Source organism: Pseudomonas sp. ATCC 43928 (assembly GCF_005938665.2).
Taxonomy (GTDB): domain Bacteria; phylum Pseudomonadota; class Gammaproteobacteria; order Pseudomonadales; family Pseudomonadaceae; genus Aquipseudomonas.
Genome location: NZ_CP041753.1, coordinates 6,285,404 through 6,310,489, shown reverse-complemented (window position 1 = coordinate 6,310,489; position 25,086 = coordinate 6,285,404). Strand labels below are relative to the sequence as shown.

The following is a 25,086-nucleotide window of genomic DNA, read 5'->3' as shown; positions in this document are numbered from 1 at the left end:
TTCCGAGTTTGCCTGAATGCGTCGACTTGTCCGCCCCAAACCCCTGATGCTGATCCTGTCGGTCATTGCCCTGATCGTGTTGGTTGCCGTCGGCCAGTACCAGCGCCTGTTTGAACGCAGCGGGTTCAATGTGCAGGCGCTATGGCAGCCGATGAATACCCGATCCATTGGCTTGGACCAGTATCAGGTGGCGATCGAGGCGCGAGTCATTGACGGTCTGGACGACGATGTTTCAGCGCTGACCTTCGATCCCGTGCGCAAAAGCCTGTTCACGGTCACCCAAAAAAACGCCGAGCTGATCGAGTTGTCCCTGGAAGGCAAAATCCTGCGGCGTGTGGCGCTGGTCGGGTTCGGCGACCCGGAAGCAGTGGAGTTCATTAGCGCTGACACTTACGTGATCACCGATGAGCGTGAGCAACGGCTGATCAAGATTCATCTACGCAAGGGCACGACGTTCCTCGATGCCGCGGACGCCGAGCAGATGACCCTCGGCGTGCACATGAGCGGCAACAAGGGTTTCGAGGGGTTGGCCTATGACTCGGTGGGCAAGCGCTTGTTCGTCGCCAAGGAGCGCGACCCGATGCTGATCTACGAAGTGCAGGGCTTTCCCCATTACAACCCGGAGAAGTCCTACGCGGTGCACGTGGTGAACAATCCCAAGCGCGATGGCGGAATGTTCGTGCGAGACCTGTCGAGCCTGCAATATGACGAGCGCAGCGGCCATTTGCTGGCACTGTCCGATGAGTCGCGGTTGATTCTTGAACTGGATGTGGACGGGCGACCGCTGAGCACCCTGTCACTGAGCAAGGATCGTCAGGGATTGCACAAGCCGGAAGGCATTGCCATGGATGACGACGGCACCCTGTACCTCGTCAGCGAGCCGAACCTGTTCTATGTCTTCAAAAAACCGGCACAGCCCTGACCAACACCGCAAAACCAATTGTAGGAGCGAGCAAGCTTCGCTCCTACAAATGGGTGTGGCATCAGGCCTTGAGGGTTTTCACGCCTTCGCTCGTGCCCAACAGCAGCAAGTCCGCCGGGCGGGCCGCGAACAAACCGTTGGTGACCACGCCGACGATGGCGTTGATCTGTGCTTCCAGCTCCACCGGGTTGGTGATCTGCATGTTGTGCACGTCAAGGATGATGTTGCCGTTATCGGTCAGCACGCCTTCACGGTAAACCGGGTCGCCGCCCAGCTTCACCAGTTCGCGGGCCACGTGGCTGCGAGCCATCGGGATCACTTCCACCGGCAATGGGAACGCACCGAGCACCGGCACCAGTTTGCTGGCGTCTGCGATGCAGATGAAGGTCTTGGCCACGGCCGCCACGATCTTCTCGCGGGTCAGGGCTGCACCGCCGCCTTTAATCAGGTGCAGGTGCTCGTCGCTTTCATCGGCGCCGTCGACGTAGAACTCCAGATCGCTGACGGTATTGAGCTCATACACCGGAATACCGTGGTCCTTGAGGCGCGCGGCGGTGGCTTCGGAACTGGCCACTGCGCCGTCAAACGCGCCTTTGTGCTTGGCCAGGGCGTCGATGAAGCAATTGGCGGTAGAGCCGGTGCCGACCCCAACGATGCTCTTGTCATCGAGTTTCGGGAGGATGAAGTCGACGGCGGCCTGAGCCACTGCCTGTTTGAGTTGATCCTGGGTCATGCGGGCTCCGAGGTGCCGAAGAGGGGGACGAAAGGCCGGCATTATAGGCCTCGCGATGTGGAAGGTCATTGCCAGTGTGTCGAATGGAGACGAGGGGGCTTGTCTGTGGCGAGGGAGCTTGCTCCCGCTCGGCTGCGCAGCAGTCGTAAAACCTGCCAATACAGTGTGTTTGAAGAAACGGGCTGCCTGTTTTGGGGAGCACTTCGCACTCCAGCGGGAGCAAGCTCCCTCGCCACAATGAGTCTCTTGCGTTTGCGAGTGGCTAAAACCACCTGTTTAGTGTGGTCGCCCGCCCGAAAGCCGGGTTAGACTCCTTGGCCCTGCCCAACCCGTTCAGTGATGCTTTCCGATGCTCGAACAGTACGTCAAAAAGATCCTCACCTCGCGCGTTTATGACGTTGCCGTAGAAACCCCATTGCAGACTGCTCGCCAGCTCTCCGAGCGGCTGGGCAACGAGATTTGGCTCAAGCGTGAAGACTTGCAGCCGGTGTTCTCGTTCAAGATTCGCGGCGCTTACAACAAGCTGACGCAACTGAGCGATGAAGAGCGCGCCCGTGGCGTGGTCACCGCTTCGGCGGGCAACCATGCGCAAGGCCTGGCCCTGGCAGCCAAAGTGCTGGGCGTGAAAGCGACCATCGTGATGCCCAAGACCACCCCGGAGATCAAGGTCGAAGGCGTGCGTTCGCGCGGCGGCAAAGTGGTACTGCACGGCGATTCGTTCCCGGAAGCCCTGGCCTACTCGCTGAAACTGGTCGACGAAAAAGGCTACGTCTACATTCACCCCTACGACGATCCCCACACCATTGCCGGGCAGGGCACGGTGGCCATGGAGATTCTGCGCCAGCACCCGGGGCGTCTGGATGCGATCTTCGTTCCTGTGGGCGGCGGCGGATTGATCGCCGGGATTGCGGCGTACGTGAAATACCTGCGTCCGGACATCAAGATCATCGGCGTCGAACCGGATGACTCCAACTGCCTGCAAGCCGCCATGGCGGCCGGTGAGCGCGTGGTGTTGCCGACCGTGGGCCTGTTTGCCGATGGCGTCGCGGTGGCGCAGATCGGCCAGCACACCTTCGATATCTGCAAAGACTACGTTGATGAAGTGATCACCGTCAGCACCGATGAAATCTGTGCGGCGATCAAGGATATCTACGACGATACCCGCTCGATCACTGAACCTGCCGGCGCCTTGGGCGTGGCCGGGATCAAGAAATACGTCGAGCAACGTGGCGTCACCGGCCAGACCTTCGTGGCCATCGATTCCGGCGCCAACGTCAACTTCGACCGCTTGCGACACGTCGCCGAGCGTGCCGAGCTGGGCGAGGGCCGCGAAGCCATCATCGCCGTGACCATCCCCGAGAAACCGGGCAGCTTCAAGGCATTCTGCGAAGCCATCGGCAAGCGCCAGATCACCGAATTCAACTACCGCTACAACACCGGCAGCGAAGCACACATCTTTGTCGGCGTGCAGACCCATCCGGAAAACGACCCGCGCAGTGCGCTGCTCGCCAGCCTGACCGAGCAGGGTTTCCCGGTACTCGACCTGACCGACAACGAACTGGCCAAATTGCACATTCGCCATATGGTTGGCGGGCGTGCCGCCCAGGTGGTCGATGAGGTGGTGCTGCGCTTCGAGTTCCCGGAGCGTCCGGGTGCGTTGTTCAACTTCCTCAACAAGCTCGGTGGGCGCTGGAACATTTCGATGTTCCACTACCGCAACCACGGCGCGGCGGATGGCCGTGTGGTCGCGGGCCTGCAAGTGCCCCACGACGAGCGTCATCTGGTACCGGCTGCGCTGGAAGAAATCGGCTACCCGTACTGGGACGAAAGCGACAACCCGGCCTATCAGCTGTTTCTCGGCTGAGCGGCTACGCTGATGGGCAGCCTATAAGGAAATCGAACAATGGAAACGTTAACCGCCCTCAAAGTCGCGCATGGCGTGGCGACGGTGCTGCTGTTGATCAGCGCACTGGGGCTGGCAATCTGGGTCTGGCGCACTCGTCGTAACGGTGATGCGACGGCGCCTGCGCGTACCTTGCAGCGACCGCAGGTGTTCATCTGGTTGTTGATGGGCCTGGCGCTGTTGAGCATGCCGTTTACCGGCTGGTGGATGGTGCATCTGGTGGGCTGGCCGTTGGGGCAGACCTGGTTGCTGGCGTCCAGTGTGCTGTACACCGTGGCGGCGCTGGGCTGGTTCTGGCTGCTGGTGCGGCTCAATCGGCTGCGCAAGGCGCCAGCGGCGGGGAATGGGAAGTTTACGTTGGCGTTGGCGTTGTTCAGTTTTGTCTGCTTGATCGCCATTGCGGGGTTGATGGGGGCCAAGCCGGTATAGCGCGGAATCTGTAGCAGCTGCCGAGGCACGAGACCGCGATGGGATGCGAAGCGGGCCCAAGGGCGGTCCTGCGGACCGCAACGCAGCCTCGTACCTCGGCAGCTGCTACAGGCTTAATCAATCGCGCAAACTGATCACCGGCCAGCCACGTTTCTCGGCCTCGGCCCGCAAGTTAGGGTCCGGATCGACCGCGATCGGATTCGTCACTTGCTCCAGCAACGCCAAGTCGTTCATCGAGTCGCTGTAGAAATAACTGTCTTCCAGGCTGTGGCCGGTTTCTTCCAGCCAACGATTCAACCGGGTCACCTTGCCTTCACGGAAGCACGGGACATCGGTGCTGCGCCCGCTGTACCGTCCGTCGATCATTTCGCATTCGGTGGCGATCAGGGTCTCGACGCCCAAACGCGTGGCAATCGGCCCGGTCACAAAGCGATTGGTGGCGGTGATGATGACCAGCTTGTCGCCAGCCTCACGGTGTTGGGCCAACAGTTCGAGGCCCTTGGGCAGCACGATCGGTTCGATGCAGTCGCGCATGTAGTCCAGGTGCCATTGATCCAGCGTAGCCATTTCGGTGCGACCGAGGACTTCCAGGCAGAAGTTCAGGTACGCATCGTTATCCAGCTTGCCGGCCAGGTAATCCTGATAGAACTCGTCGTTGCGCGCCTTGTAGGCGACGGCGTCGAGGAAACCGCGTTCGCACAGATAATCGCCCCAGGCGTGGTCACTGTCGCCGCCCAGAAGCGTGTTGTCCAAGTCGAATAAAGCCAGCCGCATTGCAGTTACTCGCTGAAAAGTCTGTAGAAAGGTCTCCAGAATACGGACTTTTCACAAGAGTGCACATAAGGTAGGTCGGCTCGTTGCTGCTTTCACAACCTTTGTGGAACAATGCGGCGACATGCGTTTGCGAGGTTGTTGCCGTGATCGACCCCGATGGTTTCCGCCCCAATGTCGGGATCATTCTGACGAATGATGCTGGCCAGGTGCTATGGGCTCGCCGAATCAATCAAGATGCCTGGCAGTTTCCACAGGGCGGGATCAACCCCCAGGAGACGCCGGAAGACGCCTTGTACCGCGAGTTGAACGAAGAAGTGGGCCTGGAGCGCGAAGATGTTGAAATTCTCGCCTGCACCCGGGGCTGGTTGCGTTATCGTTTGCCGCAACGTCTGGTCAGAACGCACAGCCAACCGCTGTGCATCGGCCAGAAGCAGAAATGGTTTCTCCTGCGCCTGATCTCCAACGAGCAGCGGGTGCGGATGGATTTGACCGGTAAACCGGAATTCGATGGCTGGCGCTGGGTCAGCTATTGGTATCCGTTGGGCCAGGTGGTGACATTCAAGCGCGAGGTGTATCGACGCGCTCTCAAAGAGCTTGCCCCGCGCCTTTTAGCGCGCGACTGACGACGGAGTTCGACCCCGAGCCATGCTCAATACGCTGCGCAAGATCGTCCAGGAAGTTAACTCCGCCAAGGATCTCAAGGCGGCGTTGGGGATTATTGTGTTGCGCGTCAAAGAGGCCATGGGCAGCCAGGTCTGCTCGGTCTACCTGCTTGATCCAGAGACCAACCGCTTCGTGCTGATGGCCACCGAGGGCTTGAACAAGCGCTCGATCGGCAAAGTCAGCATGGCACCCAACGAAGGTCTGGTCGGCCTGGTCGGCACGCGTGAAGAACCCCTGAACCTCGAAAACGCCGCGGATCACCCGCGCTACCGTTACTTCGCCGAGACCGGTGAAGAGCGCTACGCGTCGTTCCTCGGGGCGCCGATCATTCACCACCGCCGCGTCGTCGGCGTGTTGGTCATTCAACAAAAGGAACGCCGCCAGTTCGATGAGGGTGAAGAAGCCTTCCTCGTGACCATGAGCGCGCAGCTCGCCGGCGTTATCGCCCACGCCGAGGCCACCGGTTCGATCCGTGGCCTGGGCCGTCAGGGCAAAGGTATCCAGGAAGCAAAGTTCGTCGGCGTACCGGGTTCGCCGGGCGCGGCGGTCGGCACCGCGGTCGTCATGCTGCCACCGGCCGACCTGGACGTGGTGCCGGACAAGACCATCACCGACATTGATGCAGAGCTTGCACTGTTCAAGACCGCCATCGAAGGCGTGCGCGCCGACATGCGCGCCTTGTCCGCCAAGCTGGCAACCCAGCTGCGACCTGAAGAGCGGGCGCTGTTCGACGTCTACCTGATGATGCTCGACGATGCCTCGCTCGGCAGCGAAGTCACCACCGTGATCAAGACCGGTCAGTGGGCCCAGGGCGCGCTGCGTCAGGTGGTTACCGATCACGTCAACCGTTTCGAACTGATGGACGACGCCTACCTGCGTGAGCGGGCCTCGGACGTCAAGGACCTCGGCCGCCGTTTGCTCGCCTACTTGCAGGAAGAGCGGCAGCAGACGCTGGTCTACCCCGACAACACCATTCTGGTCAGCGAAGAACTGACGCCGGCGATGCTCGGCGAGGTGCCGGAAGGCAAGCTGGTGGGCCTGGTGTCGGTACTCGGTTCCGGCAACTCCCACGTGGCGATCCTGGCGCGTGCCATGGGTATTCCGACGGTGATGGGCCTGGTCGACCTGCCGTACTCCAAGGTCGACGGCATCCAGATGATCGTCGACGGCTACCACGGCGAGGTCTACACCAACCCGAGTGACGTGCTGCGCAAGCAGTTCGCCGACGTGGTCGAGGAAGAGAAACAACTGGCCCTCGGGCTGGATGCATTACGCGACCTGCCGTGCGTAACGGTCGATGGCCACCGCATGCCGCTGTGGGTCAACACCGGCCTGCTGGCGGACGTGGCACGGGCGCAGAAGCGCGGTGCCGAGGGCGTGGGTCTGTACCGCACCGAAGTACCGTTCATGATCAACCAGCGTTTCCCGAGCGAAAAGGAACAGCTGGCGATCTATCGCGAGCAACTTGCCGCGTTCCATCCACAACCAGTGACCATGCGTAGCCTGGACATTGGCGGTGACAAGGCGCTGTCGTACTTCCCGATCAAGGAAGACAACCCGTTCCTCGGCTGGCGCGGCATTCGCGTGACCCTCGACCACCCGGAAATCTTCCTGGTGCAGACCCGCGCCATGCTCAAGGCCAGCGAAGGCCTGAACAACCTGCGTATTCTGCTGCCGATGATTTCCGGCACCCATGAACTGGAAGAAGCCTTGCACCTGATCCACCGGGCCTGGGGCGAAGTCCGCGACGAAGGCACCGACGTGCCGATGCCGCCGGTTGGCGTGATGATCGAGATTCCGGCAGCGGTGTATCAGACCAAGGAACTGGCGCGGCAGGTGGACTTCCTGTCGGTCGGCTCCAACGACCTGACCCAATACCTGCTGGCCGTGGACCGAAACAACCCACGGGTGGCCGACCTCTACGACTACCTGCACCCGGCGGTGCTGCAAGCCCTGCAGAGCGTGGTGCGTGATGCCCATGCCGAAGGCAAGCCGGTGAGTATCTGCGGCGAAATGGCCGGTGACCCGGCGGCGGCGGTGCTGTTGATGGCAATGGGCTTCGACAGCCTGTCGATGAACGCCACCAACTTGCCGAAAGTGAAGTGGATGCTGCGTCAGATCAACCTGAGCAAGGCCAAGGAACTGCTCGCCGAGCTGATGACCATCGACAACCCGCAAGTTATCCACAGCTCGCTGCAACTGGCGCTGAAAAACCTTGGGTTGGCACGGATGATCAATCCGGCTTCGGTCAAGACCCTCTAAAACGCTGAGGGCCTCTTCGCGGGCAAGCCTCGCTCCTACACCGTCCTGTAGGAGCGAGGCTTGCCCGCGAAGACGTCCGCAAACACACCGCATCTCTAAATCCTGATCTCTACCTCCCCCAAATGCCCCCCATACGGCCCGAAACTCCGCTCGACCATATGCCGCATCCCATTCGCCTGAACAATCAACGCCGTGCTCGCCCGCGTCCCATAAGCCTGGCTCTTGATAAACACGCTCGACAACAACGTCTCGGTGGCTTGCCCCACGCCAGTGTCCGGCAGCTCGGCAAGTGGTGCGATCTGCGGATCGCTCAGCAAGGCCAATAACGCCTGTGGTTGTGGATCGTCCAGGACTTCGCTCAACGCTGCCTTGGCCTTGAGCACTTTTGGCCACGGCGTATTCAGCCCCGCGTTCGATAACCCATAAATCCCTGGTTCGAGCCTGACCGCCGCGGTTTCCCGAGCGTTGAAGTGCCAGAGCTCTTTGGCATTGCCGATCAGCAGATTGAACCCGGCATATTCAGCCGAACGTCCGATAACGTCGCTTAAATAGTCTTCAATGGGCGTTTCCCCGCTGAGAAACTGCGCCACCAGTTCGCCTCGCGACTTGGCGGCCGGCGGTTGAAGGGGATCACGGATGTTGGTCAGTGCGGCGAAGCGCCCATTGGCGCCGACACCGAGCCACGTACCGCCGGCCTCGAGGTCACGCCCGGCGTAGACATGCGGGGCGTGCGGCCATTGCGCCAGGGGCAGGCTGGGCCGGGCATAGAATTCGTCGCGGTTGGCCGCCACGATCAGCGGCTGGGCATGACCCGGCCGCCAGGCAAAGACAATCAGGCACATAAGGTGGTCCTTGTGTGTTTTTTGCTCACTCTACGCAGACATCGCTCATCGATCCATCGCCATCCGCAGTGGAGCCCGAGGCCATGCATCCGTTACCATGCCGCTCCTGTTTCGGGATGCTTGGGGATGTGGCCATGGAATTTCTGCTCTATCTGGCGCTGGGCGCCTGTGCGGGCGTGCTGGCCGGGCTGTTTGGGGTAGGCGGCGGGATTATCATCGTCCCGGTGCTGGTGTTCAGCTTCACCTTGCAGGGATTTGATCCGTCGATCCTGACGCATCTTGCAGTCGGTACTTCCCTGGCGACGATCATTTTTACGTCGGTCAATGCGGTTCGCGAACATCATCGCCGCGGCGCCGTGCGTTGGCCGATTTTTGCCTGGATGACTCTCGGCATTCTGATCGGTGCCGGTTTCGGCGCGCTGACCGCCGAAGCGATCTCCGGGCCGAATTTGCAGAAAATCATCGGCGTATTCGCGTTGATCATCGCTGTTCAACTCGCCTTGGACTTCAAGCCCAAGGCCAGCCGAACGGTGCCCGGTAAAGTCGGTCTGACCGTGGCCGGCAGTGTGATTGGCTGGGCTTCGGCGATTTTCGGGATCGGCGGCGGCTCGCTGACCGTGCCATTCCTGACCTGGCGCAGCGTACCGATGCAACAAGCGGTGGCCACATCGTCGGCCTGTGGCCTGCCCATCGCCTTGGCAAGTGCATTAAGTTTCATGATTCTGGGCTGGCACGATCCACTGCTGCCGGCCCATAGTCTCGGTTTTGTTTATTTGCCGGCGCTGCTGGGGATCGCTCTGACCAGCATGGTCTTCGCCCGCCTCGGTGCACGACTGGCCCACAGGCTGTCGCCACGCTTGCTGAAAAGACTGTTTGCCGCTTTGCTGTTTTGCGTCGGCTTGAACTTCCTGCTCTGACACCTAACGCAATCCTGGCTTAATCCTGGCGTGACAGCGTCGCCCGGGAATTTTGAAGGTTTCAACTCTAACGAGGAGTCGCAATGCTGCCTTACCCGCAGATCGACCCGGTGGCCCTGGCCATCGGTCCGCTGAAAATCCACTGGTACGGCCTGATGTATCTGGTCGGCATCGGCGGCGCGTGGCTGCTGGCGTCCCGTCGGCTGAACCGCTTCGACCCGACCTGGACCAAGGAGAAACTCTCCGACATGGTGTTCTGGATGTCGATGGGCGTCATCGTCGGTGGCCGCTTGGGTTATGTGCTGTTTTATGATCTGAGCGCTTACCTGGCCAACCCGATGTTGATCTTCGAAGTGTGGAAGGGCGGCATGTCGTTCCACGGTGGCTTCATCGGTGTGATGCTCGCAGCGTTGTGGTTTGGTAAAAAGAACAACAAGTCGTTCTTCCAGCTGATGGACTTCGTTGCGCCGATGGTGCCGATCGGTCTGGGTGCCGGGCGCATCGGCAACTTCATCAACGCCGAGTTGTGGGGCAAGCCGACCGACGTGCCGTGGGCGATGATCTTCCCTCCGTTCAGCGACCCGGCGCAGTTGCCGCGTCACCCGTCGCAGCTGTACCAGTTTGCGCTGGAAGGTGTGGCGCTGTTCCTGATCCTCTGGCTGTTCTCGCGCAAGCCACGGCCGACCATGGCGGTATCCGGGATGTTTGCGCTGTTCTATGGCATTTTCCGTTTCATTGTCGAGTTCGTCCGCGTTCCGGATGCGCAACTGGGCTATCTGGCGTGGAATTGGCTGACCATGGGCCAAGTGCTGTGCGTACCGATGATCGTCGGCGGTCTATTCCTGATCTGGCTGGCTTATCGACGCGCCCCGGTGGCCCCCGCAGCAGCTGCATAAGCAGCAGGCGCAAAAAAATCGAACCCCGGGGCGACGGCTCCGGGTTCAAGGACACAGGTAATTCATGAAGCAATATCTCGATCTGGTCGCCCACGTCATCAAGAACGGCACCAAACAGGCCAACCGCACCGGCGTGAACACCATCAGCTTTCCGGGTGCGATGCTGCGCTTCGATTTGCAGGAAGGTTTCCCGGCGATCACCACCCGCAAGATGGCCTTCAAGTCGGCCATCGGCGAGATGTGCGGTTTTCTGCGCGGGGTGAACAACGCCGCTGAATTCCGTGCGCTGGGTTGCAAGGTCTGGGACCAGAACGCCAACGAAAACGCCCAGTGGCTGGCCAACCCGTTCCGTCAGGGCGAAGACGACCTCGGCGAGATCTACGGCGTGCAATGGCGCAAATGGCCGGCGTATAAGCAAATCCCGGTCAGCAACCAGGCCGCCATCGAGCAGACCCTGAGCCAGGGTTATCGGCAGATTGCTGAAGGCGAAGAAGATGGCCAGGCGTATGTGGTGTTGTACAAGGCGATCGACCAGATCCGCCAGTGCGTCGACACCATCATCAAGGACCCGGGCAGCCGTCGCATCCTGTTCCACGGCTGGAACGTTGCGCAGCTCGATGAGATGGCCCTGCCGCCGTGCCACTTGCTGTACCAATTCCACCCGAATGTCGAGACCAGGGAAATCTCCCTGACCCTCTACATCCGCTCCAACGACCTGGGCCTGGGCACGCCGTTCAACCTCACCGAAGGCGCTGCGCTGCTGAGCCTGATCGGCCGCCTGACCGGTTACACGCCGCGCTGGTTCACCTATTTCATTGGCGATGCCCACGTCTACGAAAACCACCTGGACATGCTCAACGAACAGCTCAAGCGCGAGCCATTCGCCATGCCGAAGCTGAAGATCTCCGATCGCGTGCCGGAGTTCGCCAAGACCGGTGTGTACCAGCCGGAGTGGCTGGAGCTGATCGAGCCAAGTGATTTCTCGCTCGAAGGCTACGAGCACCACGCTCCGATGACGGCGCCGATGGCGGTCTGAGTCTGGCACCGCTTCGCGGTGTTCGCGGGCAAGCCTCGCTCCTACAGGTTCACACGATACCTGTAGGAGCGAGGCTTGCCCGCGAAGGCATTCTTAATGCCCATGGCTTCGGCCGACATGGGAATGCTCAACCTCCGTCGCCACAACCCCGCCACTCACCTCCAGCCGCTGCAAAATCCCGCACTGATCGATATCCGGCCCTTCGCTGCAGCGTTGGCGCAGGTCGAGCAGTTGTGTCTGCAAGGCCAGCAAACCGTCGATTCGTGCCTTCACATGATGGATATGTTCGTCGATCAACGCGTTGACGTTTTCGCATTGATCCTGCGGGCTGTCGCGCAGGGCCAGCAGGCTGCGGATTTCCTCCAGGGTCATGTCGAGGGTGCGGCAATTGCGGATGAAAGTCAGGCGTTCGGCGTGGGCCTGGGTGTAGACGCGGTAATTGCCGTCGCTGCGGGCCGGTTCCGGCAGCAGGTTTTCGCGCTCGTAGTAGCGGATGGTTTCTACGGCGCAGTCGGTGAGTTTCGCCAGTTCTCCTATTTTCATCGCGTCGATCTCCAAAAGGGTGCTTGACCCTATAGTGGCTACAGGGTCTTTACTTGGCAACAGGCACCTTCATGGACGCGACCAATGAGCGATTCTCTTCACACCCACAAACCCGAGGCTGATCACGATCACGATCACGATCACGATCACGATCACGATCACGATCACGATCACGATCACAGCCACAAGCTGCAGCCTGCGCCCCAGCATGCCCATGGTAGCCATGATCATGGCGGCCACGGCGATGCCTGCTGTTCCTCCAAAGAGGCGCCATCGCTGATCAAGTTGAGCGAGACACCGACCGCCGGCGCGCGGCTGAGCAGCTTCCGCATCGAGGCCATGGACTGCCCGACCGAGCAGACGCTGATCCAGAACAAACTCGGCAAGCTTGCGGGCGTGCAGCAACTGGAGTTCAACCTGATCAACCGGGTGTTGGGCGTGACCCATGACCTGCCAGGCACCGCGCCGATCATCGAGGCGATCAAGTCCCTCGGCATGCACGCCGAGCCGCTGGAGCAAGGCGTCGAAGCGCCAATACCTGTGCCAGAGAAAAAACCTTGGTGGCCATTGGCGCTGTCCGGCGTTGGTGCGTTGGCGGCTGAAGTGATCCACTTCACTAACGCGGCGCCCACTTGGGTGGTGGCGGTGATTGCGCTGATCTCAATCCTCAGTGGCGGCCTGGGTACCTATAAAAAGGGCTGGATCGCCCTGAAAAACCTCAACCTGAACATCAACGCGCTGATGAGCATCGCGGTGACCGGTGCGGTCCTGATCGGCCAGTGGCCGGAAGCGGCGATGGTGATGTTCCTGTTCACCGTCGCCGAGCTGATCGAAGCCAGGTCCCTGGACCGGGCGCGCAACGCCATCGGCGGACTGATGCAGATGGCGCCCGAGCAAGCCACGGTGCAGCAAGCCGACGGCAGTTGGGTCGCACAACCGGTGAAAAGCATCGAGCTGGGTGCGCGGGTGCGAGTGCGTCCCGGTGAGCGGATCGGTCTGGACGGCGAAGTGGTGTCCGGCAGCTCGACTATCGATCAGGCACCGATTACCGGTGAAAGCCTGCCGGTGGAGAAAACCGTTGGCGACAAGGTGTTTGCCGGCACCATCAACCAGTCCGGTTCACTGGAGTACACTGTGACCGCAGCGGCCGATCACTCGACCCTCGCGCGGATCATCCACGCCGTCGAACAGGCCCAGGGCGCGCGGGCGCCCACCCAGCGTTTCGTCGACAGCTTTTCGAAAATCTACACACCGGCGGTGTTCATCCTGGCCCTCGCCGTGGCGGTGATCCCGCCGCTGTTCATGGACGCGCTGTGGTTCGACTGGATCTATCGGGCACTGGTGTTGCTGGTGGTCGCCTGCCCATGCGCCTTGGTGATTTCCACTCCGGTGACCATTGTCAGCGGCCTCGCGGCAGCGGCGCGCAAAGGGATTCTGGTCAAGGGCGGCGTCTACCTGGAGCACGGCTACAAACTCGATTACCTGGCTTTCGACAAGACCGGCACCCTCACGCATGGCAAACCGGTGCAGACCGACTATTTGTCCCTCGACCCGACCGCCGATCAAACAGCCCCGGCCATTGCGGCGGCACTGGCCGGTCGCTCGGATCACCCGGTGTCGCTGGCCATTGCCAATGCGGTTGTGGATAAACAATTCGCGTCGCTGACTGTGGATAACTTCGAAGCCCTGGCTGGGCGTGGCGTGCGCGGCGAGATCAATGGTGAGCTCTACCACTTGGGTAATCACCGTCTGGTGGAAGATCTGGGTCTGTGTTCTCCAGCGTTGGAAGAGCAGCTGTTTGCGCTGGAGAAACAGGGCAAGTCGGTGGTGCTGTTGCTCGACAAGTCGGGTCCGCTGGCCTTGTTTGCCGTCGCGGACACTGTGAAAGCGACCAGTCGCGAAGCGATCCAGCAGTTGCATGAACTGGGCATCAAAACCCTGATGCTGACCGGTGACAACGTTCACACCGCCGAGGTCATCGCCGCCCATGTGGGCATCGATCAGGCGCAAGGCGATCTGTTGCCGAGCGAGAAGCTGCAGGCCATCGAAACGCTGTATGCCCAGGGCTATCGCGTGGGAATGGTCGGCGACGGCATCAACGACGCTCCTGCACTGGCGCGGGCCGAGATCGGTTTCGCCATGGCGGCCGCCGGGACCGACACCGCCATCAAAACCGCCGATGTCGCCCTGATGGACGACGATCTGCGCAAGATCCCGGCCTTCATCAGCCTGTCGCGGCAGACCTCCAATATCCTCAAACAGAACATTGCCCTGGCATTGGTCATCAAAGCGATCTTTCTTGGGGTAACCTTCGCCGGGCTCGCCACCATGTGGATGGCGGTGTTCGCCGACATGGGCGTGAGCCTGTTGGTGGTGTTCAACGGTTTGCGCCTGTTGCGCAAATAGACGATGAGGAACGGGTGTGCTGAGTGCCGAGCTGAAGGCGTTTTACATGGTGGCCCGGCTGGGCAGCATTACCCTGGCGGCGAAAAAGCTCGGCCTGAGCCAACCGACGGTGACGACCCAGATCCGGCACCTGGAAAGCCAGTATTCGGTTGAGCTGTTCTACCGTGGCGGCCGCCGCCTCAGCGTCAGCGACGAAGGTGCGCGGCTGTTGCCGATGGTCAAGGCACTGCTGCAGCAGGAAGCCGATATCGAGTTCTTCCTGCGTAACAGCGGTCAGGTCCAGGGCACGTTGCGCATCGCCGCCACGGCGCCGTATTACATCCTCGATCTGGTGAAGACCTTTCGCGAGCGCTTGCCGCAGGTGGAGGTGTCGGTGGAAATCGGCAACTCCCAGCAGGTGCTCGAAGCGCTGGAGGATTACCGGGTCGATGTCGCCGCGTCCTCGCAGTTGCTCGACGATGCGCGGCTGATCCGCCGGGTACTGGGCAGTGACCCGCTGGTGTTGGCGGTGCATCGTAATCATCCTCTGGCGGTGCATGACCATGTGCCGCTCAGTGCGCTGGCGGGGCACACCTTGTTGATGCGCGAGTCGGGCTCGACCACCCGGCGCTTGACCGAAGAGTTGCTGGCCAGTGCCGGGGTGAGTTTCGGGCCGCTGCTGGAGATTGGCAGCCGCGAGTCGATTCGTGAAGCGGTGCTGCGCAACATCGGCATCAGCATCATCGCGCGGCAGGAAGTGCCGCACGATCCGCAATTGCGGGTGCTGACCCTCGAGAATGCGCCGCAGATTCCCGAGTACCTGTACTGCCTCAAGGAGCGAAAAGGCGCCCGGCTGCCGGCGGCGTTTCTCGGACTGGCGCAGGAAATGGCCCCCGCGTAGATCCCTGTGGCGAGGGAGCTTGCTCCCGCTGGACTGCGCAGCAGGCCCATTTTCTGGGGCCGCTTCGCAACCCAGCGGGAGCAAGCTCCCTCGCCACAGGTTACTCATCGCTCGTTCTACCCAACCCAAATCCTTGAATACCACTATCGGCCGTTTTTGCCTCGTTGCCACATGACGGACGCATTGCAAACCTAGGATGGCCCTCATCTGCTTGATGAGGCCTGTCCATGAACCACTCGATCGCAACTGCCCTGACCAACCCCGGCGCGCCGATGAAAGTGCGCGGCGTGCAGAAACGCTTCGGTGCGTTCACCGCGCTGGATAACGTTTCCCTCGACGTGACGGCCGGTGAACTGGTGTGTTTGCTGGGGCCGTCGGGTTGCGGCAAGACCACCTTGCTGCGTTGCATCGCCGGCCTTGAGCGCCAGGACAGCGGCGAGTTATACCTCGGTGATCGCGACGTTTCCCACCTGGCGCCTCAGGCCCGGGACTACGGCATTCTCTTCCAGTCCTACGCGCTGTTTCCCAATCTCACCGTCGAAGCGAACATCGCCTACGGCCTCGCCGGCAGCGGTCGCGATGAGGTGCGCAAGCGTGTCGGTCAGATGCTGGAGCTGGTTGGCCTCACCGGCAGCGAGAAAAAATACCCCGGCCAGTTGTCCGGCGGTCAGCAGCAACGCGTAGCGCTGGCCCGGGCTCTGGCGCCGGCCCCTTCCTTGTTGCTGCTGGACGAACCGATGTCGGCGCTCGACGCCCGGGTCCGCGAGCATCTGTGCACCGAGTTGCGCCAATTGCAGCGCAACCTCGGCATCACCACCCTGATGGTCACGCACAATCAGGACGAAGCCATGCTGATGGCCAACCGCATCGCCGTGATGAACAACGGCAAGGTCGAGCAGTACGCCACACCGCAGGACATCTACGACCGCCCGGCCACACCGTTTGTGGCGGAGTTCGTCGGTCAGGGCAACTGGCTGCCGTTCCGCCGTAGCAGCGACAGTCATGCCCTGGTCGGCGGGATGCACATGCGCCTGGCCGATGGTAGTGCGAAAACCGCGTCGGGCCGGTTGTTCTGCCGTCCCGAGGCGATCAACGTCAACCCGCTGGTGCATGAAGAAAACCTGTTCCCGGCCAAGGTTCGCGAAATCACTTTCCTCGGCAATCGTTGCCGCATGAGCTTCGAACTCGATCAGCTGCCGGGTCATGCATTGCTGGCGGAACTGGCGCCGGAAGCGATGCCGCGTCTCGGTGCGCAGCAGATCATGGTCGCCTTGCCGCCGCGTAGCCTGCAGGTGTTCGCCTGATGAGCGCGAACGTCGCGCTGCCGATACCGCACAAGCAGGTTCGGCAGGCCTCCCGTGCCGAGATCGGCGACCGGCTGTTCGTGGTCGGCGGCAAGCTGCTGTTGTTGGTGTTGCTCTGTGTGGCAGTGTTGATGCCGTTACTGGCGATCTTCTGGCGCGGGTTCAGTTCGCAGGCCGGGCAGGGCGGTGGTCTGGTGGCTGCCGGTGAATTGCTGACCGGTGCGAATTTCCATTGGTTGCTGGGTAACAGCCTGAAGGTTTCCCTCAGTGTGGCGGCGATTGTCGTACCGTTGGCCTACCTGTTTGCCTACGCCCTGCAACGTACGTTGATTCCCGGCAAAGGCATCTGGCGCGGCATGTCGCTGCTGCCGTTGATGGCGCCGTCGATGTTGCCGGGGATTGCGCTGGTTTATCTGTTCGGCAATCAGGGCCTGTTGCGCGGTCTGTTCTCGGACAACATCTACGGGTTCTGGGGCATTGTGCTCGGCGAGGTCATCTACACCTTCCCACACGCCTTGATGATTTTGCTGTCAGCGCTGTCCCTGGCGGATGCGCGACTGTTCGATGCCGCCTCCAGTATGGGCGCGAGCCCGGCGAAAGCCTTTCGCAGCATCACTTGGCCGGCGACGCGTCAGGCGGTGTTCGCAGCGTTCTGTCTGGTGTTCACCCTGACCATCACCGACTTCGGTGTGCCTGTGGTGGTGGGTGGCGACTATCAGGTGTTGGCGCTGGAAGCCTACAAAGCGGTGGTCGGCCAGCAACAATTCGGTCGCGGCGCACTGATCGGCATGGTTCTGCTGCTGCCGGCGCTGTTCAGCTTTGGTGTCGACGCCTGGCTGCGTCGGCGTCATGGCGATTCCATGAGTGGCCGGGCGCAAGTCTTTCAGCCAATGCCGTCGAGGCTGCGCGACGGTTGTTATCTGGCCATCGTGCTGCTGATCTGCGCGGTGTTGCTGCTGGTGTTCGGCACGGCGGTGTACTCGTCGCTGGTGAAGTTCTGGCCGTACAACCTGTCGCTGTCGCTCAACCATTACCAGTTCAACGACACCGCGGGCGGCGGCTGGCTGGCCTATGGCAACAGCGTGAAGATGGCGTTGTGCACGGCGTTGATCGGCAGCGTGCTGATCTTCACCGGCGCCTACCTGATGGAGAAAACCCGTGGCCAGCGCGGGCTGAATCTGACACTGCGCATGCTCAGTTTCGTACCGATGGCGGTGCCGGGTCTGGTGCTGGGCCTGGGTTACGTCTTCTTCTTCAACCTCAGCGGCAATCCGCTGCATGTGCTCTACGGCAGCATGACGCTGCTGGTGGTTTGCACCATTGCTCACTATTTGACCACTGCGCAAATGACCGCGACCACCGCGCTGCGCCAGCTCGACGCCGAGTTCGAAGCCGCCGCGCTGTCACTCAAGGCGCCGCTGTATCGGCATTACCTGCGAGTCACCGTGCCGATCTGCCTGCCGGCGTTGCTGGACATCGTGCGCTACCTGTTCGTCTCGGCCATGACCACCGTTTCGGCGGCAATCTTCCTCTACAGCCCTGACACCATCCTCGCGGCGGTGGCGGTGCTGAACATGGACGACGCCGGCAACGTCGGCGGCGCGGCGGCGATGTCGACCCTGATTCTGTTCACCTCGGCGGGCGTGTCCCTGCTGCTGGCCTGGGCCTCGCGCGGTTTATTGCGCCGCTCCCAGGCCTGGCGGCAGACCGCGCCCGGTCTTTGATTCACACCTTCAACTCACACAGGAATTGCACCATGTTCAAGCCCTTGGCCCTGGCCGCTGCTGTCCTCACCGCTTTCAGCCTGAACGCCTTCGCTGCGAAAACCGAGTTGACGGTGTACACCGCCCTCGAAGCCGAACAACTGAAGACCTACAAAGAAGCCTTCGAGAAGGCCAACCCGGACGTCGAGATCAAGTGGGTGCGCGACTCCACCGGCATCATCACCGCCAAGCTACTGGCCGAAAAAGCCCGTCCGCAAGCCGACGCAGTGTGGGGCCTGGCGGCATCGAGCCTGGCGATCCTCGATCAGCAAGGCATGCTGCAAAGCTACGCGCCGAAGGACCTGGGCAAGATCGGCGGTAACTACCGTGATGTTGCCAACCCACCGGCTTGGGTCGGCATGGACGTGTGGGCGGCGACTATTTGCTTCAACACTGTCGAAGCCGAAAAGCAGGGGCTGAGCAAACCCGTGAGCTGGCAGGACCTGACCAAGCCTGAGTACAAAGGCAAGATCGTCATGCCCAACCCGGCCTCGTCCGGCACCGGTTTCCTCGACGTCAGCGCCTGGCTGCAAACCTTCGGCGAGAAGCAGGGCTGGCAGTACATGGACGACCTGCACCAGAACATCGGCCAGTACGTTCACTCCGGTTCCAAGCCGTGCAAGCTCGCCGCTGCCGGTGAATTCCCGATCGGTATTTCCTTCGAATACCCGGCTGTTCAACTGAAGCGCCAGGGCGCGCCGCTGGACATCATCCTGCCGAAAGAAGGCCTGGGCTGGGAGATCGAAGCGACCGCCGTGATCAAAGGAACCGCGCATGAAGAAGCAGCGAAGAAACTGGCCGACTTCTCCGCAAGTCCGGCGGCGATGGAGCTTTATAAAGAGAACTTTGCGGTGCTCGCGCAACCGGGTATCGCCAAGCCGCAGACCGAATTGCCGGCGGACTATGAGCAGCGCCTGATCAAGAACGACTTTGCCTGGGCCTCGAAGAATCGTGACGAGATCCTGACTGAATGGCGCAAGCGCTATGACGGCAAGTCCGAGAAAGTGGCTGCCAAGTAACTGACTCACACCTTGTGGCGAGGGAGCTTGCTCCCGCTGGACTGCGCAGCAGGCCCCTTCTTTTCAGATAGAGAGGGGGGGCCGCTAGGCGCCCCAGCGGGAGCAAGCTCCCTCGCCACAAAAAGCGGGATTATCTTCATGACACACCACAGCGACATGCTGATCGTCGGCGCCGGCATTCTCGGCCTGTCCCACGCCTGTGCCGCCGCCAGGCGCGGCCTCAAGGTCAAAGTCTTCGAGCGGAGCGCCACACCATTGGGCGCATCTGTACGCAACTTCGGTCAGGCACTGGTCACCGGCCAGCCACCAGGGCCGATGCTCGAATTGGCCAGGGCCAGTCGAGAAATCTGGGGCCAATGGGCAGAACTTGCCGGCCTGCACCTCAAGCGCAACGGCTCGTACCTGTTTGCGCGTACCGAAGCGGAAGAACACCTGCTGGAAGCCTTCTGCGCCGGGCGTGCCGTGGAGCACGGTTACCGTGTCGAGCTGTTGCGCGGCAACCCATTGCGGGATTTATACGGCGGTCAATTCAGCCATCACCGCGCCGCGTTGCACGGCATGGAAGATCAACAGCTGTATTCCCGCGAGGCGATGCCGGCATTGATCGACTACCTGCGCCGTGAGTGGGGTGTCGAGTTTCACTTCTCCACCCTGGTGCGCGACATCGAGCCGGGCCGCTTGCACAGCACCGCCGGCACCTTCAGCGCCGAGCAGATCATCGTTTGCTCCGGCCACGATTATCAAACTTTGCTGGCCGAGCCGATTGCCGAACTCAACCCGCAAATCTGCCGCCTGCAAATGCTCCGCGCCCGGCCGCAGATCAACCTCAACCTGCAACACGCACTGCTCACCGGTCTGAGTTGCGTGCACTACGGCGCCTTCGCCGATCTGCCGGAAGCCGCGGCGGTACAGGCGCAGATTTTGCGCGACACTCCTCATCTGTATGAAAACGGCATTCACCTGCTGATCAGCCCGACACCGTACGGTGAGTTGATCATCGGCGACTCCCACCATTACGGCAGCGATCCATCACCGTTCAATGCCGAACAGGTGGACGACTGGATGCTCGAACTGGCCGAGCAGACGTTGGGCTGCAAGGTCCAAGTGGTCGAGCGCTGGCAGGGTGTTTACGGTTCACGCGGTCCTGGCCCGTTCTCCTTTCTGCGGCCGATGCCGGGTGTGAGCGTGGCGCTGATGCACACCGGTGTCGGCATGAGCGTCGGGCCGGCGTTGGCGGAACGTAATGTCGCCAGCTTATTGGGAGACAGGTGATGGACCGACATCAGCAAGTGATCGCCGAGGTGTTCGGTCTGTACGAACGGTTTGGCGATATCGACTACATCGGTGAACCGGTGTCGCAGATCGAGCACATGTCGCAAGCGGCCGAACTGGCGATGGCCGAGGGCTTCGATGATGAAGTGGTGCTGGCGGCGTTCTTTCACGACATCGGGCATCTCTGTGCCGAGGGGGTCGAGAGCATGGGTGGCTTCGGGGTGGTCAGCCATGAGCGTTTGGGCGCTGATTATTTGCGTCGGGCCGGTTTCAGCGAACGCATGGCGCGGCTGGTGGAATATCACGTGCAGGCCAAGCGTTATCTGACGCTCAGAGAGCCTGGGTACTACGAGCGTTTGAGTGAAGCCAGTCGGCGGACGCTGGAGTATCAGGGCGGGGTGATGAGCGCTGAAGAGGCTGAGGCTTTTGAGCGCGATCCATTGTGCGAGGTCAGTCTGCGGATGCGTCAGTGGGATGAGCGCGCCAAGGACATGGACGTGCCGGTGATGGACCTCGACGTCTTGAAACGCAAGGCTGCGGGCCTGTTGTCCGGCGTTCTGCGCTGAGTTGTCTGACACACGATAGGGAATCGGTTTATGGATCAACGCGCGTCGAAGCATCAATCTGGCCTTTTCGCAAAGGAGCGCATGGATGCATTTTTTGAAAGTTATTGCACAGGATCGAAGCGGGAAGGGCTCGGCAGATACCGTCGTTTTCCAGTTCTTTGAAGGTGAACAGTTGCAGCGCGAGGCGACGGACGCGGATCGTCAACAGCTCAAGTCGTTTGGCAAAACGTACTTGAAATGCGCCTGGTATAACGCGGATGAAGCTGAGGAGCGGCACTTGCGCATCTTCTCGCAGAATCCATCCGCTGACGGTACGCCTGAGACGGTACGACTGCATTTTCATGACGGACCGAGGATTGCCTACAAGGCTGCGGTCCGCGATCTGGATAACGATGGGGTTTTTGAGTGGGTGTTGAGCTCGGATGTGGACAACGACGGGCGAGCGAACAGGACCGATCGTAGCCGTGTGAAGGCATTGGCCAAAGAGTTTCTGAAACTGGATTGGCGCTGACGATCGTTGGTTAGAGCTGCTGCGCCAACACCTCAACCTGCTCCTGCCGCTCCGCCTGATTCACCTTCGAATGAGGATTGAGCGACGACCACTGCGGATGTGCTCGAGCCTTGTTCAGCGCTTCCGGCAGTTTGCCTTCGCGCCAGGTTTTGTCCTGTGGTGTGGCGACCTGAATGCTGTCCATCGCCGCGTGCCCGCGCTGGTTCAGGGCTTGCAACAGTTGTCGCTGACGCAGGGCCAACAACCGCAGCACGCTGTCGTCGACAGTCAGTTCTCGCTGGCCCTTGATCTTGCCCAGCAGGCGGCTGCCGTAACTGCGGGCGGTTTGCAGGGCGCCGCCGGCAATCGCTCCGGCCAGTGCCGCCGCGCCGAGGGTCAGGCCGCCCACCAGCAAATCGACGCCGGCCCCGGCCGCCGCGCCAGCCGCGATGCCACCGCCGACCCGTACACCGAGTTGTTTCAGGGTTTCCGGGTTGAACAGGTCATCGCCCCAGCGACCATCGAGCAGCGGCAGGTCACTGGCCGCCGCGTCCTGTGGGCGGAAGGCGTAGAGCTTGAGCAAGGCTTCGACGCAACGTTGTTCACGCTGACGCACCGCTTTGCGCAGTTCGCTGATCGCTTGCTGTTCCTGCTCCGCCTCGCTGGCGACACTGCGGCGGCAGGCGGCGCAATCGATCAATAAATCGGCAATCAACTGCGCTGCACTCTGCTGACGGGCCAGGCGTTGGGCCTGCTGATCGGCGATCAGGCGTTCCAGTTGTTCGCGGGAGTTTTCCAGCAGCAGCGCGAGGCTTTCATACAGTCGGCGTTCGCCATCTTCCGGCGGCGCGACGCTGTCGAACCGCACCAAGGCATGCAAGCCCAACCGCGCCAGGGCTTCACGCCAATCCGGTTCGCGCTGCTGGGCGCTGCTGACAAAGTTCAGCACCGGCAGCAGCGGTTTGCCGCAACTGGCCAGCACTTGCAGTTCGTCGCGGTACTTGGCCAGCACTGGCTCCCGAGCGTCGATCACATAGAGGCCGGCGTCGGAGGCGAGCAATTGTCGCAACACCTTGGCTTCCTGTTCGAAGCGCTGCCGGGCTTCGCTGCCCTCAAGGAAGCGCGCCAGCCGCGCCGGGCCGTCGAGGCGTTCGCCGGGCCGTTCCAGGCGCTCGAGGTAGTCGAGCAGGGCGATGGCGTCTTCCAGGCCCGGCGTGTCGAACAGATCGAGCAACGGCTCGCCGTCTACCGACAATCGCGCGCCTTCGACGTGGCGCGTGGTGCTGGGGCGATGGGAGACTTCGCCGAAGCCGACATCCCGCGTCAGCGTTCGCAGTAACGAGGTTTTGCCGACGTTGGTGTGGCCGACCACGGCGAGTTTCAATGGCCGTTTCCAGGCATCAGTCATGACCCGTCTCCAGCCAGCTCAACGGCGCGCAATCGGCGAATGGCAAGTCCAGTTGTTGCAGCGCAACGTGCCAGTCGCCCAGGCGTTCGGCATCCAGTGCTTCGCCGGGCGGCGCTTGCAGCAGCCACACGCGGGTAGCCGTAGCACTGCGAGCCAGTTCGGCAATCAGCGCCAGGCTGCCACGGTCCGGCGAACGCCGTGGATCGCAGGCGATGGCCAGGCGGGCCGGGGGAAAGCGACTCAGCTGTTCGAGCAGTTTGTGCCGGGATTCGCGGCTGTCGAGGATGCCGGCGTCGTTGACGCTTTTCGGCAGCTGCGGTGGCCAGGGGCGTTGATCGTCCAGCTCGATGGCCACCAACAGTGCGCCATCGCTTTGCAGATCGCTGGCCGCGTTTTCAACCCGGTGAAGTTGCTCAGGCGCGGCATCGCTAATACCCAGGCGTTCGCTGGTGGGCATCAGCCGTTCGCGCAGTTGGGCGTAGCCGGGCAGGTTCAAGTCCAGATGCAAGGCTGCCTGGCCGGTTTTCCAGCGCCACCGGCAGAACAATGCGAGCAGCAAACGCGGTAACACGCCGTACACCAGCAGCACGCCCACCAGCCACGCCGCCCAGGCCTGGCGGGCGCTTTCGATGTTCAGCGCGACATCGCCGCTGGCGCGGATCATCTCCACGCTGGGCACACTGAAACCGAGCAAGGCCGGCAGGGCGCCGAGGGCCTGGGTCATGGCGACGAAGGTGTCGGCGCCGAGGATGGTGGTCTCCCAGACGAAGCCATAGCGCCGGGTCGCCATCAGCGTCAGCAGCATCACCAAGGCACTGAGCATCGCCAACAACCACAAGCCGTTGACCAGCACACCCAGCGCCCACCGATTGAGTTTCTGCCGTTGCAGTAACAGCAGCAGGGCTGGCGCCAGTTGCGCGGCGTTGGCATCGCGGGCGAGTTTTTCACTGAGCCACAACCACAAGCGTCCGAGGGCGGCGCTCTGTTCGCCGGCGAACACCAGGCCCAGGGCCCAGCTCAATAGCAGAATCAGGTTCAGCCCCAGCAGGCTGCCCAAGGCCCAGAACACATTGACCGGGGACTGGCCGTCGCCCAGCGCGGCAAACGCCAGGCCGGCGCCACTGATCACGGCCAGCACGGCGAGCACGATCAACGCCAGTCGCGCGCCTTGCAGCCAGTGTTTGAGGGCGCGGGTCTGCCCGTCGCGCTCGGCCAGCCACCGGGCGCGGCATTGAATGCGCGTCGGCAGGTCGCCGCCGGCGCTACGGGCGACTCGGTTGGCTTCCAGATCATCCAGGGGGCCGGCGTGTTCTTCACGCAGGCGTATGGTTTCGCTCAGCCAGAGGTTTTGCAGGGGCGTCAGTTCAGTCACGCGGCATCCCGTCGCTTCATTGAGCGATGAGCATAACCGCTGTGACGCTTATCGGGGTAAGGAAGGCTCTGGTATCCTCGCCGGCATGACTAAATCACTCCCCCTCAGCCTGATCGCAGCCCTCGGTGAAAACCGTGTGATCGGCGTCGACAACAGCATGCCCTGGCACTTGCCGGGGGACTTCAAATACTTCAAGGCCACCACCCTCGGCAAGCCGATCATCATGGGGCGCAAGACCTGGGATTCCCTCGGTCGTCCGCTGCCGGGCCGGTTGAACATCGTGGTCAGTCGCCAGGCGGATCTGAAGCTGGAAGGTGCGGAGGTTTATCCGTCACTGGAGGCGGCCGTGGTTCGCGCCGAGGAATGGGCGCTGGAGCAGGGCGTCGATGAGTTGATGCTGATAGGTGGCGCGCAGTTGTATGCGCAAGGTCTGGAGCAGGCCGATCGGCTATACCTGACGCGCGTGGCGTTGAGCCCGGAAGGGGATGCGTGGTTTCCGGAGTTTGATGTGAACCAGTGGAAGCTGGTGTCGAATGTTCCGAATCCGGCAGAAGGCGACAAACCGGCGTATAGCTTTGAGGTGTGGGAGCGCACATAGATCGTTCCCACGCTCTGCGTGGGAATGCAGCCCGTGACGCTCCGCGTCACTGGACGCGGAGCGTCCCTTGAGGCATTCCCACGCGGGA

General features: G+C 61.7%; 23 protein-coding genes. 17 read left to right on the top strand and 6 right to left on the bottom strand.

From position 1 onward, the window contains the following. Positions 1-16: 16 nt before the first annotated feature. Positions 17-922 carry an SdiA-regulated domain-containing protein gene (locus FFH90_RS29155; RefSeq protein WP_064621006.1) on the top strand — a complete coding sequence of 302 codons (906 nt, stop codon included), beginning with the start codon at positions 17-19 and terminating at the stop codon, positions 920-922. Between the two features lie 61 nt (positions 923-983). Here the strand turns inward: FFH90_RS29155 and rpiA are convergent, their stop codons facing one another. Beyond that, entirely contained in the window at positions 984-1,655 is a 672-nt protein-coding gene (gene rpiA / locus FFH90_RS29150) for a ribose-5-phosphate isomerase RpiA (RefSeq protein WP_138866464.1), read from the bottom strand. A 349-nt stretch (positions 1,656-2,004) separates the two neighbouring features. Between rpiA and ilvA the strand changes: the two genes are divergently transcribed. Then, positions 2,005-3,519 carry a threonine ammonia-lyase, biosynthetic gene (ilvA, locus tag FFH90_RS29145; protein WP_028939103.1) on the top strand — a complete coding sequence of 505 codons (1,515 nt, stop codon included), beginning with the start codon at positions 2,005-2,007 and terminating at the stop codon, positions 3,517-3,519. A 39-nt stretch (positions 3,520-3,558) separates the two neighbouring features. After that, entirely contained in the window at positions 3,559-3,987 is a 429-nt protein-coding gene (locus FFH90_RS29140; RefSeq protein WP_018928654.1) for a DUF2269 domain-containing protein, read from the top strand. A 117-nt stretch (positions 3,988-4,104) separates the two neighbouring features. Here FFH90_RS29140 and FFH90_RS29135 read toward each other — a convergent pair whose 3' ends face one another. Further along, positions 4,105-4,761 (bottom strand): HAD family phosphatase, encoded by a 657-nt coding sequence (locus FFH90_RS29135; RefSeq protein WP_138866463.1) that lies wholly within the window; start codon positions 4,759-4,761, stop codon positions 4,105-4,107. Between the two features lie 143 nt (positions 4,762-4,904). On the opposite strand from FFH90_RS29135, the gene FFH90_RS29130 reads away from it, so the two are divergent. Beyond that, the gene (locus tag FFH90_RS29130; protein ID WP_007897732.1) at positions 4,905-5,384 is read left to right on the top strand and encodes an RNA pyrophosphohydrolase; all 480 of its coding nucleotides are present in this window, start codon (positions 4,905-4,907) and stop codon (positions 5,382-5,384) included. A 22-nt stretch (positions 5,385-5,406) separates the two neighbouring features. Beyond that, entirely contained in the window at positions 5,407-7,686 is a 2,280-nt protein-coding gene (ptsP, locus tag FFH90_RS29125) for a phosphoenolpyruvate--protein phosphotransferase (RefSeq protein WP_105340763.1), read from the top strand. Between the two features lie 95 nt (positions 7,687-7,781). Here the strand turns inward: ptsP and FFH90_RS29120 are convergent, their stop codons facing one another. Further along, complete coding sequence (locus FFH90_RS29120) at positions 7,782-8,528, bottom strand: NRDE family protein (protein WP_138866462.1); 747 nt, start codon at positions 8,526-8,528, stop codon at positions 7,782-7,784. Between the two features lie 134 nt (positions 8,529-8,662). Between FFH90_RS29120 and FFH90_RS29115 the strand changes: the two genes are divergently transcribed. The 3 genes from FFH90_RS29115 (at position 8,663) to FFH90_RS29105 (ending at position 11,377) form a co-directional block, all read left to right on the top strand. Next, positions 8,663-9,445: a sulfite exporter TauE/SafE family protein gene (locus tag FFH90_RS29115; RefSeq protein WP_105340765.1), complete on the top strand. Its 783-nt coding sequence runs from the start codon at positions 8,663-8,665 to the stop codon at positions 9,443-9,445. Positions 9,446-9,528: 83 nt separating this feature from the next. After that, entirely contained in the window at positions 9,529-10,341 is an 813-nt protein-coding gene (gene lgt / locus FFH90_RS29110) for a prolipoprotein diacylglyceryl transferase (protein WP_111452999.1), read from the top strand. A gap of 64 nt (positions 10,342-10,405) precedes the next feature. Next, positions 10,406-11,377 carry a thymidylate synthase gene (locus FFH90_RS29105; RefSeq protein WP_064621000.1) on the top strand — a complete coding sequence of 324 codons (972 nt, stop codon included), beginning with the start codon at positions 10,406-10,408 and terminating at the stop codon, positions 11,375-11,377. A 93-nt stretch (positions 11,378-11,470) separates the two neighbouring features. Here FFH90_RS29105 and cadR read toward each other — a convergent pair whose 3' ends face one another. Then, positions 11,471-11,920 (bottom strand): Cd(II)/Pb(II)-responsive transcriptional regulator, encoded by a 450-nt coding sequence (gene cadR, locus FFH90_RS29100; RefSeq protein WP_007897786.1) that lies wholly within the window; start codon positions 11,918-11,920, stop codon positions 11,471-11,473. 84 nt (positions 11,921-12,004) lie between these two features. Between cadR and FFH90_RS29095 the strand changes: the two genes are divergently transcribed. The 8 genes from FFH90_RS29095 to FFH90_RS29060 all read left to right on the top strand — a co-directional run bounded on the left by FFH90_RS29095 (position 12,005) and on the right by FFH90_RS29060 (position 21,641). Further along, entirely contained in the window at positions 12,005-14,326 is a 2,322-nt protein-coding gene (locus FFH90_RS29095) for a heavy metal translocating P-type ATPase (protein WP_138866461.1), read from the top strand. A 16-nt stretch (positions 14,327-14,342) separates the two neighbouring features. Beyond that, positions 14,343-15,206, top strand: coding sequence for a LysR family transcriptional regulator (locus tag FFH90_RS29090; RefSeq protein ID WP_018928662.1), 864 nt, complete (start codon positions 14,343-14,345; stop codon positions 15,204-15,206). Between the two features lie 227 nt (positions 15,207-15,433). After that, positions 15,434-16,510: a putative 2-aminoethylphosphonate ABC transporter ATP-binding protein gene (locus FFH90_RS29085; RefSeq protein ID WP_138866460.1), complete on the top strand. Its 1,077-nt coding sequence runs from the start codon at positions 15,434-15,436 to the stop codon at positions 16,508-16,510. Next, on the top strand, positions 16,510-18,234 hold the full coding sequence (locus FFH90_RS29080) for a putative 2-aminoethylphosphonate ABC transporter permease subunit (protein ID WP_138866459.1): 1,725 nt from the start codon (positions 16,510-16,512) through the stop codon (positions 18,232-18,234). The genes FFH90_RS29085 and FFH90_RS29080 overlap by 1 nt, the downstream gene beginning before the upstream one ends. Positions 18,235-18,266: 32 nt before the next feature. Continuing rightward, on the top strand, positions 18,267-19,292 hold the full coding sequence (locus FFH90_RS29075) for a putative 2-aminoethylphosphonate ABC transporter substrate-binding protein (protein WP_086944388.1): 1,026 nt from the start codon (positions 18,267-18,269) through the stop codon (positions 19,290-19,292). A 138-nt stretch (positions 19,293-19,430) separates the two neighbouring features. Continuing rightward, complete coding sequence (locus FFH90_RS29070; RefSeq protein ID WP_138866458.1) at positions 19,431-20,564, top strand: TIGR03364 family FAD-dependent oxidoreductase; 1,134 nt, start codon at positions 19,431-19,433, stop codon at positions 20,562-20,564. Continuing rightward, on the top strand, positions 20,564-21,130 hold the full coding sequence (locus FFH90_RS29065; RefSeq protein ID WP_111452995.1) for a phosphonate degradation HD-domain oxygenase: 567 nt from the start codon (positions 20,564-20,566) through the stop codon (positions 21,128-21,130). Before FFH90_RS29070 ends, FFH90_RS29065 begins: the two co-directional genes overlap by 1 nt. Before the next feature lie 85 nt (positions 21,131-21,215). Continuing rightward, a complete protein-coding gene (locus tag FFH90_RS29060; protein ID WP_064620988.1) occupies positions 21,216-21,641 on the top strand; it encodes a hypothetical protein in 426 nt (141 codons plus the stop codon). Between the two features lie 10 nt (positions 21,642-21,651). Here the strand turns inward: FFH90_RS29060 and FFH90_RS29055 are convergent, their stop codons facing one another. After that, on the bottom strand, positions 21,652-23,028 hold the full coding sequence (locus FFH90_RS29055; protein WP_096479415.1) for a GTPase/DUF3482 domain-containing protein: 1,377 nt from the start codon (positions 23,026-23,028) through the stop codon (positions 21,652-21,654). Next, positions 23,021-24,400: a DUF2868 domain-containing protein gene (locus tag FFH90_RS29050; RefSeq protein WP_138866457.1), complete on the bottom strand. Its 1,380-nt coding sequence runs from the start codon at positions 24,398-24,400 to the stop codon at positions 23,021-23,023. Before FFH90_RS29050 ends, FFH90_RS29055 begins: the two co-directional genes overlap by 8 nt. A gap of 85 nt (positions 24,401-24,485) precedes the next feature. On the opposite strand from FFH90_RS29050, the gene FFH90_RS29045 reads away from it, so the two are divergent. Beyond that, entirely contained in the window at positions 24,486-24,998 is a 513-nt protein-coding gene (locus tag FFH90_RS29045) for a dihydrofolate reductase (RefSeq protein ID WP_138866456.1), read from the top strand. The last annotated feature ends 88 nt before the right edge of the window (positions 24,999-25,086 follow it).